The sequence below is a fragment of the Serratia sp. BIGb0234 genome, assembly GCF_024809915.1.
Classification (GTDB): domain Bacteria; phylum Pseudomonadota; class Gammaproteobacteria; order Enterobacterales; family Enterobacteriaceae; genus Serratia; species Serratia liquefaciens.
The window spans coordinates 301,424-317,369 of record NZ_JANUEI010000005.1 but is presented as its reverse complement, the minus strand read 5'-3'; the positions used below and the strand labels follow the sequence as shown (position 1 = coordinate 317,369).

The following is a 15,946-nucleotide window of genomic DNA, read 5'->3' as shown; positions in this document are numbered from 1 at the left end:
ATTATGCAGGGTATCCGTTAAATCACCATCAGTGCTGCGGTGAAACTTTGACGTCCCCCTCAGTTACGCCGTTGGAGGGCGCTTCTTCAGGCACCGGCACGTACGGCGTTTCCTGGTCGCTGCGGTTCGGGTTTTTATGCGCCGCCATGGCGGTTTTCACCCCGTAGAAGATGATGCTGTACACCACCAGCAGGAACAGAATGCTCAGCCCGGCGTTGGTGTAGTTGTTCACCACGATATGGTTCATGTTAGCCACTTGCTGAGCGGTCAGCTCGGCACCGCCTTCGGCGATTTTGCGCTTGTACTCACCAGCCTGGAAGAAGAAGCCTTCCAACTGAGGATTGTCGCTGAACAGCTTCAGACCCAGGGCGTAAGTGGTACAAATCAGCAGCCATACCGCCGGCAGCACGGTGACCCAAATGTATTGGGTGCGCTTCATCTTAATCAGCACCACGGTACCCAACACCAGCGCCACGGCGGCCAGCATCTGGTTGGAGATGCCGAACAGCGGCCACAGGCTCTTCACGCCGCCGAGCGGATCGACCACCCCTTGATACAGCAGGTAACCCCACAGGCCCACGCAGCCGGCGGTGCCGACAATACCGGCCACCAGCGAGTCGGTTTTCTTCAGGAACGGCACGAAGTTGCCCAGCAGGTCCTGCAGCATAAAGCGACCGGAACGGGTACCGGCATCCAGCGCGGTCAGAATAAACAGCGCTTCAAACAGAATACCGAAGTGGTACCAGAAGCCCATGTTGGCACCAGGAATGATCTGGTGGAATACGTGGGCGATACCCACTGCCAGCGTAGGTGCGCCACCGGCGCGGTTCAGCACCGAAGGCTCGCCGATGTCCTTGGCGGTCTGCAGGATCTGTTCCGGGCTGATGACAAAGCCCCATGAGCTGACGGTCGCCGCCGCGTGGGCGGTCACATCTTTCAGTGACGCCATGATCATCGGCGCATCTTCGGTACCCAAACGGTGCAGGTCAGGCATGGTGATGCCCAGTGCTGCCGGCGGAGTGTTCATGGCAAAGTACAGGCCCGGCTCGATAATCGAAGCCGCCACCAACGCCATGATGGCCACGAAGGACTCCATCAGCATCGCGCCGTAACCGATAAAGCGCGCGTCTTTTTCATTGGCCAGCAGCTTCGGCGTGGTGCCGGAGGCGATCAACGCATGGAAGCCGGACACGGCGCCACAGGCGATGGTAATGAACAGGAACGGGAACACCGAGCCTTTCCACACCGGGCCTGTCCCGTCGACAAACTGGGTGATCGCCGGCATTTTCAGCTCAGGGTTGAGGATCACGATGCCAATCGCCAGCCCGACGATAACGCCAATTTTCAGGAAGGTCGCCAGATAGTCGCGCGGCGCCAGGATCAGCCAGACCGGCAGCAGGGCGGAAACGAACGCATAACCAATCAGCGTATAGGTGATGGTGGTGTCTTTAAAGGTCAGCGCCGGGCCCCAGTACGGATCGTGGGCAATCACGCCGCCGAACCAGATGGAAGCTACCAGCAGCACGATGCCAATGATCGACACTTCGCCCACCCGTCCCGGACGCAGGAAGCGCATGTAAACGCCCATAAACAGGGCAATCGGCACGGTGGAACAGACGGTGAACACGCCCCACGGGCTTTCCGCCAGCGCTTTCACCACGATCAGGGCCAGCACCGCCAGGATGATGATCATGATCAGGAAGCAGCCAAACAGCGCGATGGTCCCCGGTACCGGGCCCATTTCCTTTTTGATTATCTCGCCAAGCGAAGCGCCGTTGCGGCGCGAGGAAATGAACAGCACCATAAAGTCCTGCACCGCCCCCGCCAGCACCACGCCGCCCAGTAGCCACAGCGTGCCGGGCAGGTAGCCGACCTGCGCTGCCAGCACCGGGCCCACCAGCGGGCCAGCCCCGGCAATGGCGGCGAAGTGGTGGCCGAACAGCACGTTTTTGTTGGTTGGCACGTAGTTCAGGCCGTCGTTATTGACCACCGCCGGCGTCGCGCGGAAGGCGTCCAGCTTCATCACCTTGGTGGCGATGTACAGGCTGTAATAACGGTACGCCACCAGATACACCGCCACCGAGGCGACGATGATCCACAGCGCGCTGATGTGTTCGCCACGGCGCAGCGCAACCACGCCCAGGCAGGACGCGCCGAGTATTCCCAGCAGCATCCAGGGTATGTGTTTTAAAATCCCCTCTCTGTTCATTGAGGTGTCCTTAGTTCAAAACTGCAAAATGAGTGAGTTAACCCGCTTATAAGATGTTTCAGGCATGCGGCCCGGTGCGGATAACGTTCGGGTACGAACTCTAAATAATTCGAGTGGCATTGAGGCGGCAAGGGCGCGAAGCCCGATGAACTTACATAAGTAAGTGATTCGGGTGAGCAATCGTAGCCAACAACGATGCAACTTGAAGTATGACGAGTTTAGGAACAGCTCATCATTGCGGGTTGGGGCTGGGGAAGACATGCGAATTTCAGTCAACGGTGCTATAGGGTGCCGAACGGTTGAAATCCCGGGGTGAGCGGTTGGGCGTTGCAGGGGGAGTGGCAACGCCCCACCGAGGGGCGGGTCAGTAAATCTTTCTGGCGTTGATCCCTGCGGGGAAAATGCCGGTGGCGAAGATGTGCCCGTTAACCTGCAACTGGCCGTCGGGCAGCATTTCGACCGGGTATTCGTGGGTCAGATAACTGAGAAAGTTATTGCGGTCGTCGAGCGTCTGAAAGCCGATCAGATCGTAGAAAAACAGCGATTCGATTAAGCCGTGGTGCTCGGGGATCTGTCTGAGCAGCGCCGTCGACGGGAACGGCAAATGGAAGAAGAACGCGCAGGGGTTCAGCAACCCCTGTTCTTTCAGCGCCTGGCCGCAGGGCAACAGCTGGTAATCATCAATGCAGATGATGTCGTTCGGGCAAATATACTCGCAGGCGATATCGGCGAAATGCCGGTTGAGTTGCCGATAAGCGCGGTAGTTCTCCGGCGTGAAATGCGCCTTTTCCGGGTGGTTATGGAACACTGGCCACAGGCCGTCGTGATAGTAGCCCTGATAGTGGAAGTGAAACTCCTCGGTCGATAACGGAAAGGTCACCTGCTCGTAGCCGCTGCGGTGCTGGTAACTAACTGGGCGCAGCGGCGCATCGCCAAAGTTCTGTACGTCACCGTTCCAGCCCAGCCACAACCCGCGATCGTCGTCGCTCTGGCTGTCAGGCGATAGGGCCTGCGTAGCGCAGGCCAGATCCTTGCTGTCACACTGCTTATTCGAGATCAAAACCAAACGAGACATGCTGCGTTCCTTGTTCAGGTTACGAATAGGGGGTTAAAGCATCCAGCGGGTTTCCGCTTCGGTGACCTGCGCTTCAAAGCGGCGCAGCTCGGCGCTCTTGCAGGTGTGCCACAGCGCGGCAAACGCCGGGCCGAGGCTTTCCTGCAACGGTAGGGTTTGCCGGAATAACGTCAATGCTTCCTGCTGGCTGAGCGGCAGTGCCACCGCGTCGCCATTTTCATAGCCGTTGCCGCAGGCTGCCGGCGGCAGGGGGTGCGCGTGCTCCAGCCCATACAGCATGCCGCTCAGCATCGCCGCTACGGCCAGATACGGGTTGGCATCGGCCCCGGCCAGCCGGTATTCGATGCGCTGGTTGGCATGGTCGGCGCAGGGTAAACGCAGTGCCACCGTGCGGTTATTGTGCCCCCAGGAGGCGCGCAGCGGCACGTGCATACCGGGACGAAAGCGGCGGAAGGCGTTAACGTTGGGCGCGAATATCGCCATCGAGGCTGGCATCAGCGCCAGCATGCCCGCCATCACCTGCGTCATGGTGGCGCTCAACTCGCCCGGCAGGCTTGCCAGCAGGTTATTGCCCTGCTCATCCTGCAGGCTGATATGAAAATGCAAACCGCTACCGGCGGCCTGAGCACAGGGCTTGGCCATAAAGCAGGCGTGCTGGTGGTGTTTCTCGGCGATCTGGCGCGTCAGCCGCTTCAGGGCCAGCACCTGATCGCAGGCCTCCAGTACGCGAGCGCTGTGATGCAGATTCAGCTCATACTGGCCGGAGGCGGCTTCGGCGACCACGCCGGTCAGCGGCAAGGCCTGCAGCCGGGCCTGATGTTCGATGTCATTGAGCAACGCCTGGTGGCGCTCCGGCGCATCGACAGAAAAACTCTGCGTTGGGCACTGTCCGGCCTCAGCCGGTTGCTGCTGCGGATCCTGCAGATAAAACTCCAGCTCTGCCGCCACGACCGGGAAGTAACCCTTGGCATGCAGGCGTTTGAGCACCCGTTGCAGCACCACGCGCGGCTCCAGCTCGCAGGCGTCGCCGTCGGCATTTTTCATCGTCAGCAGCAATTGGGCATGGTGCTGCGGATCGCGGGCGCAGGGCCGCAAGGTTCCGGGCACCGGCAGACACAACCTGTCCGGCTCGCCGGCCTGCTGGCCCAGCCCGCTTTCTTCAATGACCTGGCCGCCAAGATCCATGGCGTAGATCGACAGCGGGAAATAACAGCCTTTATCCAGCGCAAACACCTCGGCGACAGGCAGCCGTTTCCCGCGGAATTGACCGTTCAGATCGTTGAGATAAATATCGACGTGTTCGGTGTCCGGATAGCGCTGTAAATACTGTTCCACTTCTTTGTGGAATGAACGCGCCTGCGAAGCAGGAATATCTGCCAGCAGTGGGTTAAAACCAATAACGTTAGCATGCATGGCAGCCCCCGAAATGAATTAAAGCCGCGGGGGAAATTATTATCAGGGCAGGGGATAAACACATGAGGCATCCGTCTCGTAAGGCCATATTGGCGATGTAATGATGTTATCTGCGCCCCTAAAACCTGTCTGTAAAAACGCCGTAACTTTATTTATAGCCGGAATAAAAAAGGTGTAAATAAGGGGCGTGGCTCTGATGGCCGAAGAATAAATAGCTGCATATACTGCTGAGAGCGACGTTATTCAGGAGAGAAAATAATGATCAGAGTTTTTATCGTGTTTGCCGCCGTGATGACGGCGTTCAGCGCCGGGGCCTCCTCTGAAGCGGCATGGGCCAGCGGCGATAAAGCACTGCAAACCGCCTGCCTGAAAGCCAGCAGTTTGAAAGGGGCCAAAGCCGTCGGCAGCATTATCCATTATGGTGATGACGTCGGTTACTCGGCCCTGTTGATCGCTGGGCGCTATCCGCAGGCGTTTATGCATAACAAAGCGGGCAAAGAGCTGTGCCTTTACCAACGAGCCACTAAAAAGGCGGTGGTTCAGGACGCTGACGGGCTGGCGGGAAAGCCATAGCAGCAGGGTTCTTGGCGGTACAGTTTTAAAAATGGCGTTGTAAATATAGACTGTAGTCTATAATTTGTCGTTCAGTATACACCTGTATTGAAAGGACACTTAAATGGGTACTTTAAAAGAAATGTTAGCTTCGCGTACCCCTGATAGCAGGCAGCGAATTGAGGAAATGGCAGAGGAGATGCTGCTGGAAACGCGCTTATATGAGGTGCGGGAGGCACTGGATATTTCACAGCAAACGCTGGCGAATAAACTCGGTATTTCGCAACCCTCTGTTGCCGCTATAGAGCAACGTGGCAATGAACTGAAGATTTCGACATTAAAACGGTATGTGGAAGCGATGGGCGGAACACTGCGGCTGGATATCGAACTGCCGGATGGCAAACACGTAGGATTTAGGGTTTAAAACGATCAAAAAAGGGCGCCGGGGCGCCCTTATGCCGTTATTTCAACGCGATACGGATCACGTCGTCCGGCGCGGTGGCTTCTTTCTCGCGGCTGGAAGCCTGTTTGACGCTCACGTACAGCGCCTGGCCATCCGGTGACAGCGCCAGGCTGTTCGGGTGGGTTGGGGTCTTGATGGTTTGCAGCAGCTTGTAGTTCTTGGCGTCGATCACGCTGACCTGGCCTGCCTGACGATGGGTCACATACACCTCATTGCGCGTCGGGTTGAACAGGACCGCCAGCGATTCCGGCACGTCGATTTTGCTCAGAATCTTGCCGTCGCGGGTATCGACCACCAGCACCTGGGCCTGCTTGGAGTCGGTGATAAAGGCGCGATGCGTGGCAGGATCCAGGCTGATGTTCAGGAAGAAGTGCTCTTTGGACTCGTCCAATTTCTTGCGGCTGAGCACCTTGTTGGTTTTGGTGTCGATAGTCACCAGCTCGCCGTCGGCGTTGGTCACGTACAGGCGGCTTGCGGCCGCATCCAGTGCCAGACCGGTACCGTATTTGCCGGTTTCGGTGATGGTAGTGCGCAGGGTCAGGTCTTTGCCGTCTACCACCCAAACCACGCTGGATTCACCCAGCCCGGTGATATACAGGGTGTCGGTGGTGGCGTCGGCCACCAGCTCACGCGGTGCCAGCGGTTTTACCGTTTCGGAGCGTTTACGCGCATCCAGCACCAGGCGGCCTTTGACCTCACCGGTTTTACCGTCGATGGAAGTGACCGAGTTATTGACGGTGTTGCCGAAGAACAGCGTGTCGGTTTTGCTGTTAATGGCCGCGCCGAAAGGTTTGATATCGTTGTGAATGATCTGGGTGATATCCAGCGTTTGCGGATCCAAACGATACACCACGCCGCCTTTGTCCAGCTTGCGGCTTTGCGAAGTGGCCAGATACAGCGCGTTCTCGCCCTGGCTGTAGACCATCTCGTAAGCGCCTTTGCCGACGGGCTTGCGCAGCAGTTCCGGCTCGCCCTGGGCCAGCAGCGGGGCGGAAAACAGCATTGAAGTCAGCAGCAGCAGTGGGAAAGCGGCGCGTGCGCCAAAGCGGCGGCTGGTCGTTGTTGCAGAGTTCATAACCTCTCCATGGAGTTAAAATGCCTGTCGCCGCAGGGCGGTTGCCCAGAGGCTAAAAAGCTCAACATTGAATTCAAAGCAAAATCCGGCCGGTCGCATCGTGGCGCACCGGGCCTTCTGTTTGCGAATAATAATCATTATTCATGCCGGAGGGGAGTGATTTCTACCCAGGCTGGGGTGAAAATCACAATGTGAAGAGTGGGTGAAGGGTGATCGTTGCCGTGTCGCTGCGTGGGTTTCCTGGTTTTCCTTGTGGGCAGATAACAAATAATTAATTTAGCTGCGTTATTGTTTGGTCGCTGTAATAATATTTATTTGTTATCTCTTATAATAAAAACCCGATAATAACGGAGGTTTCTTTGGGTTAAAAACTCCTGCTTTGTACGTTATGTGAGCGGTTAATTACATTGTCTTGCATTGAATTACAGTTGAATACTTTTGTGGTGAAAAAGTCATCCTGTGGTGGATAATCTCAGGTTATGACATGAATTTTTATAACTTGCGTCATTTGCACACATCGGGTAATTGTTTATGCGTGGCTCAAGACCACCGTATTTATAACAATAATTTTTCGGGCAGGGGTAATAATGAGATATATAAAAACGCCAATATTCATTGGCGGCGTTGTGCTGTCGGCGTTATCCGCCGGCGCGCAGGCAGAAATCACCATTCTGGATAAAAACCCGCAAAGCAATGTGTTGCTGGCACCGCTGAGTTTGAAAGTTGGCGGCAGTATTCGCCCCGAGTGGATATTTAATAATGGCCCGGAGCCGGGATATTATAAAAATGGTCATGATGGCGGCACGCGTTTTCGCTTCAGCGGCGACTATGCGCTGACGCAGGATACCTCGGTTATCGGCTACTACGAGTGGGGCGTCGATCTGGCACACGCGCTGAGCTGGGACGGCCACTACAACGAAGACGGCAAACGCGACTATCAGCGCCAGCTGTACGGCGGCTTCAAAGATGACCGCTACGGCACCTTAACCTTTGGCCACCAATACGGCATTTATTATTCGGTTGTCGGCATTAAAAGCGACGTCTGGGATAACGATGGTCATGCGGGCGGCACCGGCATTGGTATTTCCGGCGACTACGACGGCGGTAATAAACCGAAGAACAGCCTGAAATACACCAATGATTTTGGGCCGGTCACCTTATACGCCAACTATTTATTACCGGAAGACGATTTGCACACGGCGGATAATCTCATCTACCGCCGTAAAGGCGGCGGCGGGTTGGGGTTTGATTATAAGGCGACGAAGGAATTAACCTTCAGCGCGGCCTACAGCTACACCGACGCAAAAATCAAAGACAATCAATATAACGAGAAAGAGTATCACCAGCAGTTGTCCGGTACCGCGCTGACCTGGCAACCCAATAACTGGTATATCGTCGGGACCGCCAGCTATTACAAAGACTATGTGCCGAGCACCCGTGAACGTACCTTGTCGCATTATTTCGCCGGGAGCGGTTACGGGGTAGAAGGCTTTGTCGGTTATACCTTTAATATCGACAAGCCTTTCCTGAAATCGATCCAGCCTTATGTGGCCGCGGACTCGCTGCAATTGAAGGGCGACGAAGAATACCACGCCAATCACGTTTACCTTGGGGCGGGTACCACCATCGGCTACGGCCTGTCGGTGTATGTGGAACGGACGCTGGCCAACAGCAGCGACAACGAACCGGACTCCACCTGGGTGACGGTGTTCTACGACTTCTGATCGCTCCTGACAAACTTTCCAGGCCGGCCTCGTTGCCGGCTTTTTTGTCGGGTTATTTCACAGGGTGATCCAACCACCCTGCGCCCGATCCGCCGCGGTTTTCTCCGCCAGATAGCGTGCCGGCGGTTTGCCGACGGCTTTGCGAAACATGGTGACGAAGCCACTGGCGCTCTCATAGCCCAAATCCAGCGCCACCCGCTGTACGGTCTCCCCCTTGGTCAGGCGTTGCAGCGCCAGCATCACGTGCAGTTGCCGTCGCCAGTGGCCAAAGCTCATGCCCATTTGCTGCTGCAGGGTGCGGTTGAGGGTACGTTCGCTCATGCCGATGCGCTGAGCCCATTGGCTGAGGGTGGCTTTGTCCGCCGGATCGGCCAGCAGGCGCTCGGTCAGTTGGCGAATGCGTGCGTCATTGGAGACCGGCAAGTGCAGGTTCTCAATCGGCGCGGCGGCCAATTGATCCAAGAGTACGCCAATCAGCCGCCCTTCAGCGCCTTGCTCGTCATACAGCGGATCAAACCCGCTGGCCTGCAACAGCAGTTCGCGCAGCAACGGCGAAACGGCCAACGTACAGCAGCTGGTCGGCAACCCGGCGATGGCAGCCTGATCGACAAACAGCGCATAACATTCGGTGGCCCCGGTACCCTGAGCGTTGTGCAGCACGTTGCTGGGCATCCAAAGCGCACACTGCGGCGGAACCAGCCACAGGCCGTTTTCCACTTCGCAGCGGATCATGCCGCGCATCGTATAAATCAGCTGCGCTTTTTGGTGCCGGTGATGGGCGACTTCCCAATCCTTGTTAACGGTGGAACCCTGCACGGCAAAAACCGCCCGGGGCACCCGATCGATATCGAAAAGCGGTGGAGTGACAAAAGGCATGAGAATAATTCTCAATTTGGCGTAAATGAAAAACATTATGTCCTGATTGTGCAATGTGGTCTAGTGCTTCCGCCGATAAAGTAAGCGCACGTTTCCGAACTCTTAGGAGAAATCTCATGTCATTAGATTCTGCAACCTTCCCACTGGTCTGGATGCGTCAGCAAGCCGCCGGCGAACCGAAAGATACCCTCGCCGAATTTGCCGAATTCAGCACCTTGCTGCAGCGTGAACAGCCGTTTGTGCTGCTTTGCGATCGTCGTATGGACGAAAGCGGTGAGCAGGATCGCGACGAGCGTACCCAGGTCGCCCTGTGGAAACGCGATCACCGTGAGGCGTTAGCGAAGTGGGTCAAAGGTATGGTGCTGATCGAGCCGGACGACATGCGCCGAAAGGCGGCGGAAGAGTTTGTCGATTTCGCCAGCCGTTTCTGGGGTTATCCGGTGATGGTGGTGGCCAGTGAGCAACAGGCCCATGAGCTGGCACAACGCCTGCTCGAGCAGCGGGAACAATAATCAATAAGGAAGCGCCATGTATCAGCAACAGGTAATTGCGCAACTGCTGGCCTGGATTGAAGCAAACCTCGACCAGCCGCTGACGCTGGACGATATTGCTGCCAAATCCGGCTACTCCAAATGGCATTTGCAGCGGCTGTTCAAGCAGTTGACCGGCCATATTCTGGGCACTTACGCCCGGCGCAGACGTTTGACCGCCGCCGCGCGTGAGCTGCGGCTCACCCATACCGGCGTGGCCTGCATTGCCGATAAGTACCAGTTCGATTCCCAGCAGACCTTCACCCGTTGCTTCAAAAAACAGTTCGGTTTGCCGCCGGCCGGCTATCGCCGCAGCGCGGATTGGTCCAGCCACGGCATGCAGCCGCCGCTACGGATGGCAGAAGGCCCATTGCCTCAGGGGAGTATTGTCACTCTGCCGGCCATGCAGCTGGTGGGGCGTACCCAGCGCCGCAGCTGCACTCTGGGGCAAATGCAGCATTCGAAAAATGAGCTGCGCCAGTACGTCTGGAACCAGGTGCTGCAACCCGAAGTCGCGCCACCGGCGGTAGTCTACGGCCTCACCAGTCTGGAAGCGGACAACCGACAGCTTGATGGTCAACGCATGGCCTATACACTGGCGCTGGCAGATGAACAGGCCGAAGGGGAGCAGATCCTGATCGAGCAGGGCGATTACGCCAGCTTTACCTATCAGGGGCAGGTCGAAGAGTTGCCAAACTTCGTCGATCGCCTGTACGACTCCGCGATGCCCATGATGAACGCTGTGCGCCGTCCCGGGCAGGATATCGAGCGTTTTTACCCGGCACAGGGGGAGGTTTGTAATGCACGCGGTACGGCGATCCGCTGTGAATATCTGATCCCGATTCGCCGAACGTCACCGCCGGCCGCTGTGCTTTAACGGCAGTTTTCACAGAAAAACCTCTTCGTGCTGCACCAGGTTACAAAAAAGTTCGATATTGCGCTGGTAATGTTTCACACTTAGGCCGATGTGCACATATAATGCGCATCCGGTCATTTATGGCCGCATAACCTATATTGATAACTGCCAGTGGCCACTACCAACACGAAGATGAAAATGAGCATTCGCGCGTTACTAACCCTGTTTACGGCACTGGTGGCTTTCAGCCAGGCTGCCTTCGCCGTTGTATATCCGTTGCCTGCCAAAGACAGCCGTCTGGTGGGTGAGAACATCCAGATCACCGTACCGGAAGACAGCAAGCTGCCGCTGGAGAGCTTTGCCGCTCAATACCAGATGGGCCTGAGCAATATGCTGGAAGCCAACCCGGGTGTGGATCCTTTCCTGCCGAAAGCGGGCAGCACTCTGACCATCCCACAGCAGTTGATCCTGCCGGATGCGCCACGTGAAGGCATCATCATCAACAGCGCCGAGATGCGTCTGTACTACTACCCGAAAGGCACCAACACCGTGATCGTGTTGCCAATCGGTATCGGCCAGTTGGGCAAAGATACGCCGCTGAACTGGACTACCACCGTGCAGCGCAAGAAAGACGGCCCAACCTGGACGCCAACCGCCAAGATGCGTGCGGAATACGCCGCGGACGGCGAGATCCTGCCTGCAGTATTCCCGGCCGGTCCGGACAACCCTATGGGGCTGTACGCGCTGTACGTCGGTCGTCTGTATGCGATCCACGGTACCAATGCCAACTTCGGTATCGGTCTGCGCGTGAGCCACGGTTGCGTACGTCTGCGTGCTGACGACATCAAGTTCCTGTTCGAAAACGTTCCGGTCGGCACTCGCGTGCAGTTCATCAACGAGCCGATCAAAGCCAGCGTTGAGCCGGACGGTTCCCGTTACATTGAAGTGCACAACCCACTCTCTGCTAACGAAGAACAGCTGAAGTCCAAAGATCCGGTGCCGTTGACCATCTCTGCGCCAGTGGGCAAAGTGATGATGGACCCGGCGGTTAACCAGAGCGAAGTGGACGCGGCAATCAAAGCCCGTTCCGGTATGCCGGTTAAAGTGAACTGATTGATTCAGTCGCTGTAGAAAAGGCGCCTTAGGGCGTCTTTTTTTATGGCTAAAAAACACCGTTTTGCGCAGGCCTCCGCAGTTCTTTGCTTTTCGTTACCGCTGCCGCTTTAAAGGTCCGGTACTGTTAGCAAAAAACAGATTTTCTCGTTGCCTTAAACGGACATCGCGAAGCTGTAGGTGGGCCAAATTGCGACGGGAAACTGTCGGGAGGCCCGTCGCTGAAACTTCTTTCTCTGGTGCAAAAACGCGGTCTGGAGATCTTGCTGTAGAGTGTCAGAATAATCACAGCTTACCTGCCTATACATCACCGCTATAAGTCCTTCCTGGTAATTATTCCTCAAAAAATCATCGTTAATTAATTGGTTATATATCCCCTCCGACCAGTGATTGCCTGAGAAAAAACTCTCAAAACCTCTGCATTGTGAAAATAAGATCACACAAACGTAACAAAAGATAAACATAGGCTCTCTATATTGGCTGCTTTGCTTTTGGGAGGGAGTGCCATGCGTAACTGGAACGAGCCGAAAAAGAACAAAGCGCACATCGAACTGATCCCGATGATCGACGTGATGATGTTTTTGCTGGTGTTTTTTGTGTTGATTAGCCTGAACGTGATCCCGGCCCTTGGGCTGAAGACTCAGTTGCCGTCCGCCGGCAGCGCTCAGCAATTGAAGCCGCAGAAGAAGGCGATCATTACCCTGGGCGCGGAGGAGCAACTGCAGCTCGACGGCCAGCCGATAGCGCTGAGCGCGCTGGTCAGCACGCTGAAGCAACAGCAGCAGGAGAACCAGACCACCACCATTATCGTTAACAGCGACAAAGGCGTTGCGGTAGAGCGCTTGGTCGCGGTGATGGATAACCTGCGCCAGGGCGGTTTCTTCTCCGTCTCCATCGCCACACGGAAGCTGTGACATGTATCTGCTCTATCGCTCACGTCACCTTTTCAGCTGGTTGCCGGCGCTGATCGTCGCGGGCTGCGTGCTGTTCGCCAGCCAACAGGCGGCGCTGAAAATTCAGCCGCGCTATGACGAAACCGCCATGGAGCTGGCATTGGTCGAGCCGGAACCTCAGCCACAGCCGGAACCGGAACCGCCGGTGGAAACTCCGCCGCAACCCGAGCCACCGCCGCCGGAACCTGATCCCCTTCCTGAACCTGTGGTGCCTGCACCTGAGCCGATTGTCGAGGCCAAACCGGTACCCAAGCCGCAGCCGAAACCCAAACCCAAGCCGGTGAAAGAGAAAGCCAAGCCGGTGGAAAAGGCCAGGCCCGCCGCGGTGCCGGCAGCGCCGAGAACCTTGGTCAGCAAGCCCGCCGCACAGCCCGTTCCGCCGGCTCCAGCGGCACCGAAGGTGAACGTGCAGGCAATCGAAAACGGTTATCTGCAGGCATTGCGCCATGAGCTGGAGCAGCGCAAGCGCTATCCCAGCGGGCGGCAGGCTTCGCTTGAACGGCCGCAGGGCAACGTCGAGGTGTGGCTGGAGGTGGATCGCAGCGGTCGGGTGATCTCTTCCGGCATCACCAATAAGGCCTCCAGCATGCTGCTCAACCGCGCGGCGCTGAGCAGTTTGCAAAGTATCAGCCAGGTGAAGCCGTTCCCAATTGAGGCTTTCAACGGGCAGACAACCAAAAGATTTTCAGCCACGTTCAATTATCAGGCGCCTTAATGCCTGGCATAACAGTTTGATTTTTATGGGATGGAAACAATGAAATCTTTCAATCGATCTGGGATTTATCTGGCAGTGATGTCGGCGATGTTACCGGGTGCCGTGCTGGCGGCGGACTCGACCGACGTCGGCACCATCAACGTTAAGGGGCAGTCGCTGGGCGGCGGCATGATGGTGCAGGAGGACAGCGCCAAGTCGCGTTCCACCGTCACCAAAGAGGCGATGGATAAAATGCCGGCGGCGGCCAACGCCATCGACAAGCTGAAATACACGCCGGGCCTGAACGTCAACAGCGACGATGCCAGCGGTCTGAGCGGCGTTGATTACACCATGCGCGGTATGAGCTCCGATCAAATCGGCCTGTCGATGGACGGGATCCCGATTAATGATTCCGGCAACTATGCGGTTTACCCGAACCTGCTGGGTGATTCTGAGAACCTGGGGGAAGTGTTCGTCACCCAGGGCTCCTCGGAAGCCGACGGCCCGCACATCGGCTCCAGCGGCGGCAATATTGGCCTGGTGACGCGGCGTCCGTCTAAAGACTTCGGCGGCTTCGTCAAACAGACGCTGGGCAGCAACAACCTGAGCAAAACCTTTGCCCGTCTGGAGACCGGTGAGTACAACGGCTTCAGCAACTGGATCTCCTATTCGCACACCGAGGCCAAAAAGTGGCGCGGGGAAGGGCGTTTGTACTCCAACAAGTTCGAGATGAACTCGTTGTATGAGGACGGTAACGGCAACAGCAGCAACCTGATCATGAAGTACAACCAGCAAAATAACGTCAACTACAACACCCGCAGCAAGGCTCAGTTCGCGGAAGACCCCCATGGCGATTATGACACCACGCCGTCCTACAACAACCGGGGCCAGCTGACTCGCTACTACAAGCTCAACCGTAATCCGTTCGAGAATTTCAACCTGACGTTCACCCAGAAGCTGCAGCTGCGCGACAACCTGGCGTTAACCCTGCAACCCTATTACTACTGGGGGAACGGCGGCAGCTTCAGCGGCCAGAGCGCATCGGTACTGTCCAGTACCTCGGATCGGGCCGGTCAGTATGACCTCAGCAACTTGCAGTCCAACACCTATTACCGTCCTTCCTGGACCCAGACCTGGCGGCCGGGCATCACCACCAAGCTGAAGTGGGACATCAACGATCAGCACAGCCTGGATATCGGCTACTGGTTTGAACGTGCGCGCCAGTCGCAGACCCAGCCGTTTATCGGCATCAAGGACGACGGCAACCCGCAGCAGCTCTCGGGTAAACCGGGCGGTTCCGATCAGGTGAAGGACGCCAACGGCAAAACCGTGCAGGGGCGTAACCAGTACACCATTACCCCGGCGCAAAAAGTGTGGCTGCAGGACACCTGGTTCGCGACGCCGGACTGGACCTTCGTCGGCGGGCTGGCCTATCAGTACGTTGAACGAAAAGGCGATAACAAGGGCAGCCTGTATAACGTGCCGGAAAAGCGTGATGCCAAATACCATGAATTTCTGCCGAACTTCAGCGCCAGCTACAAGCTGAACCCGGAAAACCAGGTGTTCTATAACCTGACTCGCAATATGCGCACCCCGCCAAACTACGTGTTGTACAACGTCGGCGATTCGCTTAGCACCAAGCCTGAACTGAGCTGGAACCATGAGCTGGGCTGGCGTTTCGAGCGTGAAGATATGCTGCTGAGCGCCTCGCTGTTCTACTTGCGCTACAGCGACCGTCAAATCTCTACCACCAATCCGGACGGTGACTACGAGATGATGAACATCGGCAACGTAGAGAACAAAGGGCTGGAACTGGAGTGGAGCGGCCAACTGCCGCATAACTTCAACTACTACACCTCGTACACCTATACCGAGTCCAAGCAGAAGAGCGACATTGTCAGCAACGGCGGCCTGCCGCTGCCGACCAGCGGTAAAGAAGTGCCGAACGTGCCAAAAAACCTGCTTAACGTGACCTTGGGTTATGACGACGGTTTGTATTACAGCAGCGTGAGCGGCAAGTACGTCAGTTCGTTCTACGGCGACCTGACCAATGACGAGAAGATTGGCGGCCGGACGGTATTCGATCTGGCGGCGGGGGTGCATTTGCCGGTGGACAAGAAGATCGTCAAGAGCGCGGCGCTCCGCTTCGGCATCAGCAACCTGTTTGACAAGGAGTACCTGACTTCGGTGCGCTCCACCACCTTCAACGCCGCGCCTTATAACGGCGTAAGGGCCAGCACGCCTTACTACAACGTCGGGGAAGAACGTACCTTCAGCGTATCGCTGGAAGCCACCTTTTAACTATTTATACCCTATGCCTTTCAAGTTGCAGTTAGGCGGCCAACTCGCTCATCCCCAGGCGCTTACTTAAGTAAGTAACTGGGGTAAGCGAGTGCAGGTAACAACGCTGCGG

At 56.6% G+C, this 15,946-nt stretch carries 14 protein-coding genes; 9 read left to right on the top strand and 5 right to left on the bottom strand.

Features of this window, described 5'->3' with window-relative positions; all coding sequences use genetic code 11:
- Positions 1 to 28 precede the first annotated feature (28 nt).
- The 3 genes from M2407_RS19480 to M2407_RS19470 all read right to left on the bottom strand — a co-directional run bounded on the left by M2407_RS19480 (position 29) and on the right by M2407_RS19470 (position 4,697).
- Positions 29 to 2,209 carry a carbon starvation CstA family protein gene (locus M2407_RS19480; protein ID WP_046374598.1) on the bottom strand — a complete coding sequence of 727 codons (2,181 nt, stop codon included), beginning with the start codon at positions 2,207 to 2,209 and terminating at the stop codon, positions 29 to 31.
- Between the two features lie 364 nt (positions 2,210 to 2,573).
- On the bottom strand, positions 2,574 to 3,284 hold the full coding sequence (locus M2407_RS19475; protein ID WP_259218960.1) for a trehalose-6-phosphate synthase: 711 nt from the start codon (positions 3,282 to 3,284) through the stop codon (positions 2,574 to 2,576).
- A 33-nt stretch (positions 3,285 to 3,317) separates the two neighbouring features.
- On the bottom strand, positions 3,318 to 4,697 hold the full coding sequence (locus tag M2407_RS19470) for a glutamine synthetase family protein (protein ID WP_259218959.1): 1,380 nt from the start codon (positions 4,695 to 4,697) through the stop codon (positions 3,318 to 3,320).
- 258 nt (positions 4,698 to 4,955) lie between these two features.
- Between M2407_RS19470 and M2407_RS19465 the strand changes: the two genes are divergently transcribed.
- Together M2407_RS19465 and M2407_RS19460 are read left to right on the top strand one after the other, a co-directional pair.
- Positions 4,956 to 5,270: a hypothetical protein gene (locus tag M2407_RS19465; protein WP_020825048.1), complete on the top strand. Its 315-nt coding sequence runs from the start codon at positions 4,956 to 4,958 to the stop codon at positions 5,268 to 5,270.
- A gap of 103 nt (positions 5,271 to 5,373) precedes the next feature.
- The gene (locus M2407_RS19460) at positions 5,374 to 5,673 is read left to right on the top strand and encodes a helix-turn-helix domain-containing protein (protein ID WP_128865536.1); all 300 of its coding nucleotides are present in this window, start codon (positions 5,374 to 5,376) and stop codon (positions 5,671 to 5,673) included.
- A 37-nt stretch (positions 5,674 to 5,710) separates the two neighbouring features.
- Here the strand turns inward: M2407_RS19460 and M2407_RS19455 are convergent, their stop codons facing one another.
- Positions 5,711 to 6,787 (bottom strand): YncE family protein, encoded by a 1,077-nt coding sequence (locus M2407_RS19455; RefSeq protein WP_409049656.1) that lies wholly within the window; start codon positions 6,785 to 6,787, stop codon positions 5,711 to 5,713.
- Between the two features lie 587 nt (positions 6,788 to 7,374).
- Here M2407_RS19455 and M2407_RS19450 point away from each other — a divergent pair.
- On the top strand, positions 7,375 to 8,511 hold the full coding sequence (locus tag M2407_RS19450; RefSeq protein WP_020825050.1) for a porin: 1,137 nt from the start codon (positions 7,375 to 7,377) through the stop codon (positions 8,509 to 8,511).
- 57 nt (positions 8,512 to 8,568) lie between these two features.
- Here the strand turns inward: M2407_RS19450 and M2407_RS19445 are convergent, their stop codons facing one another.
- The gene (locus tag M2407_RS19445; protein WP_048762871.1) at positions 8,569 to 9,387 is read right to left on the bottom strand and encodes a helix-turn-helix domain-containing protein; all 819 of its coding nucleotides are present in this window, start codon (positions 9,385 to 9,387) and stop codon (positions 8,569 to 8,571) included.
- A 116-nt stretch (positions 9,388 to 9,503) separates the two neighbouring features.
- Between M2407_RS19445 and M2407_RS19440 the strand changes: the two genes are divergently transcribed.
- The 6 genes from M2407_RS19440 (at position 9,504) to M2407_RS19415 (ending at position 15,834) form a co-directional block, all read left to right on the top strand.
- Positions 9,504 to 9,899, top strand: a complete 396-nt coding sequence (locus M2407_RS19440) for a hypothetical protein (RefSeq protein ID WP_020825052.1) — start codon at positions 9,504 to 9,506, stop codon at positions 9,897 to 9,899.
- A gap of 16 nt (positions 9,900 to 9,915) precedes the next feature.
- Positions 9,916 to 10,794 carry a helix-turn-helix domain-containing protein gene (locus M2407_RS19435; RefSeq protein ID WP_217331510.1) on the top strand — a complete coding sequence of 293 codons (879 nt, stop codon included), beginning with the start codon at positions 9,916 to 9,918 and terminating at the stop codon, positions 10,792 to 10,794.
- Positions 10,795 to 10,965: 171 nt separating this feature from the next.
- The gene (locus tag M2407_RS19430) at positions 10,966 to 11,886 is read left to right on the top strand and encodes a L,D-transpeptidase family protein (RefSeq protein ID WP_041414166.1); all 921 of its coding nucleotides are present in this window, start codon (positions 10,966 to 10,968) and stop codon (positions 11,884 to 11,886) included.
- A gap of 506 nt (positions 11,887 to 12,392) precedes the next feature.
- Entirely contained in the window at positions 12,393 to 12,800 is a 408-nt protein-coding gene (locus M2407_RS19425) for a biopolymer transporter ExbD (protein ID WP_020825056.1), read from the top strand.
- Between the two features lies 1 nt (position 12,801).
- Positions 12,802 to 13,554: an energy transducer TonB gene (locus M2407_RS19420; protein WP_259218954.1), complete on the top strand. Its 753-nt coding sequence runs from the start codon at positions 12,802 to 12,804 to the stop codon at positions 13,552 to 13,554.
- A gap of 39 nt (positions 13,555 to 13,593) precedes the next feature.
- Entirely contained in the window at positions 13,594 to 15,834 is a 2,241-nt protein-coding gene (locus M2407_RS19415) for a TonB-dependent receptor (RefSeq protein ID WP_259218953.1), read from the top strand.
- The last annotated feature ends 112 nt before the right edge of the window (positions 15,835 to 15,946 follow it).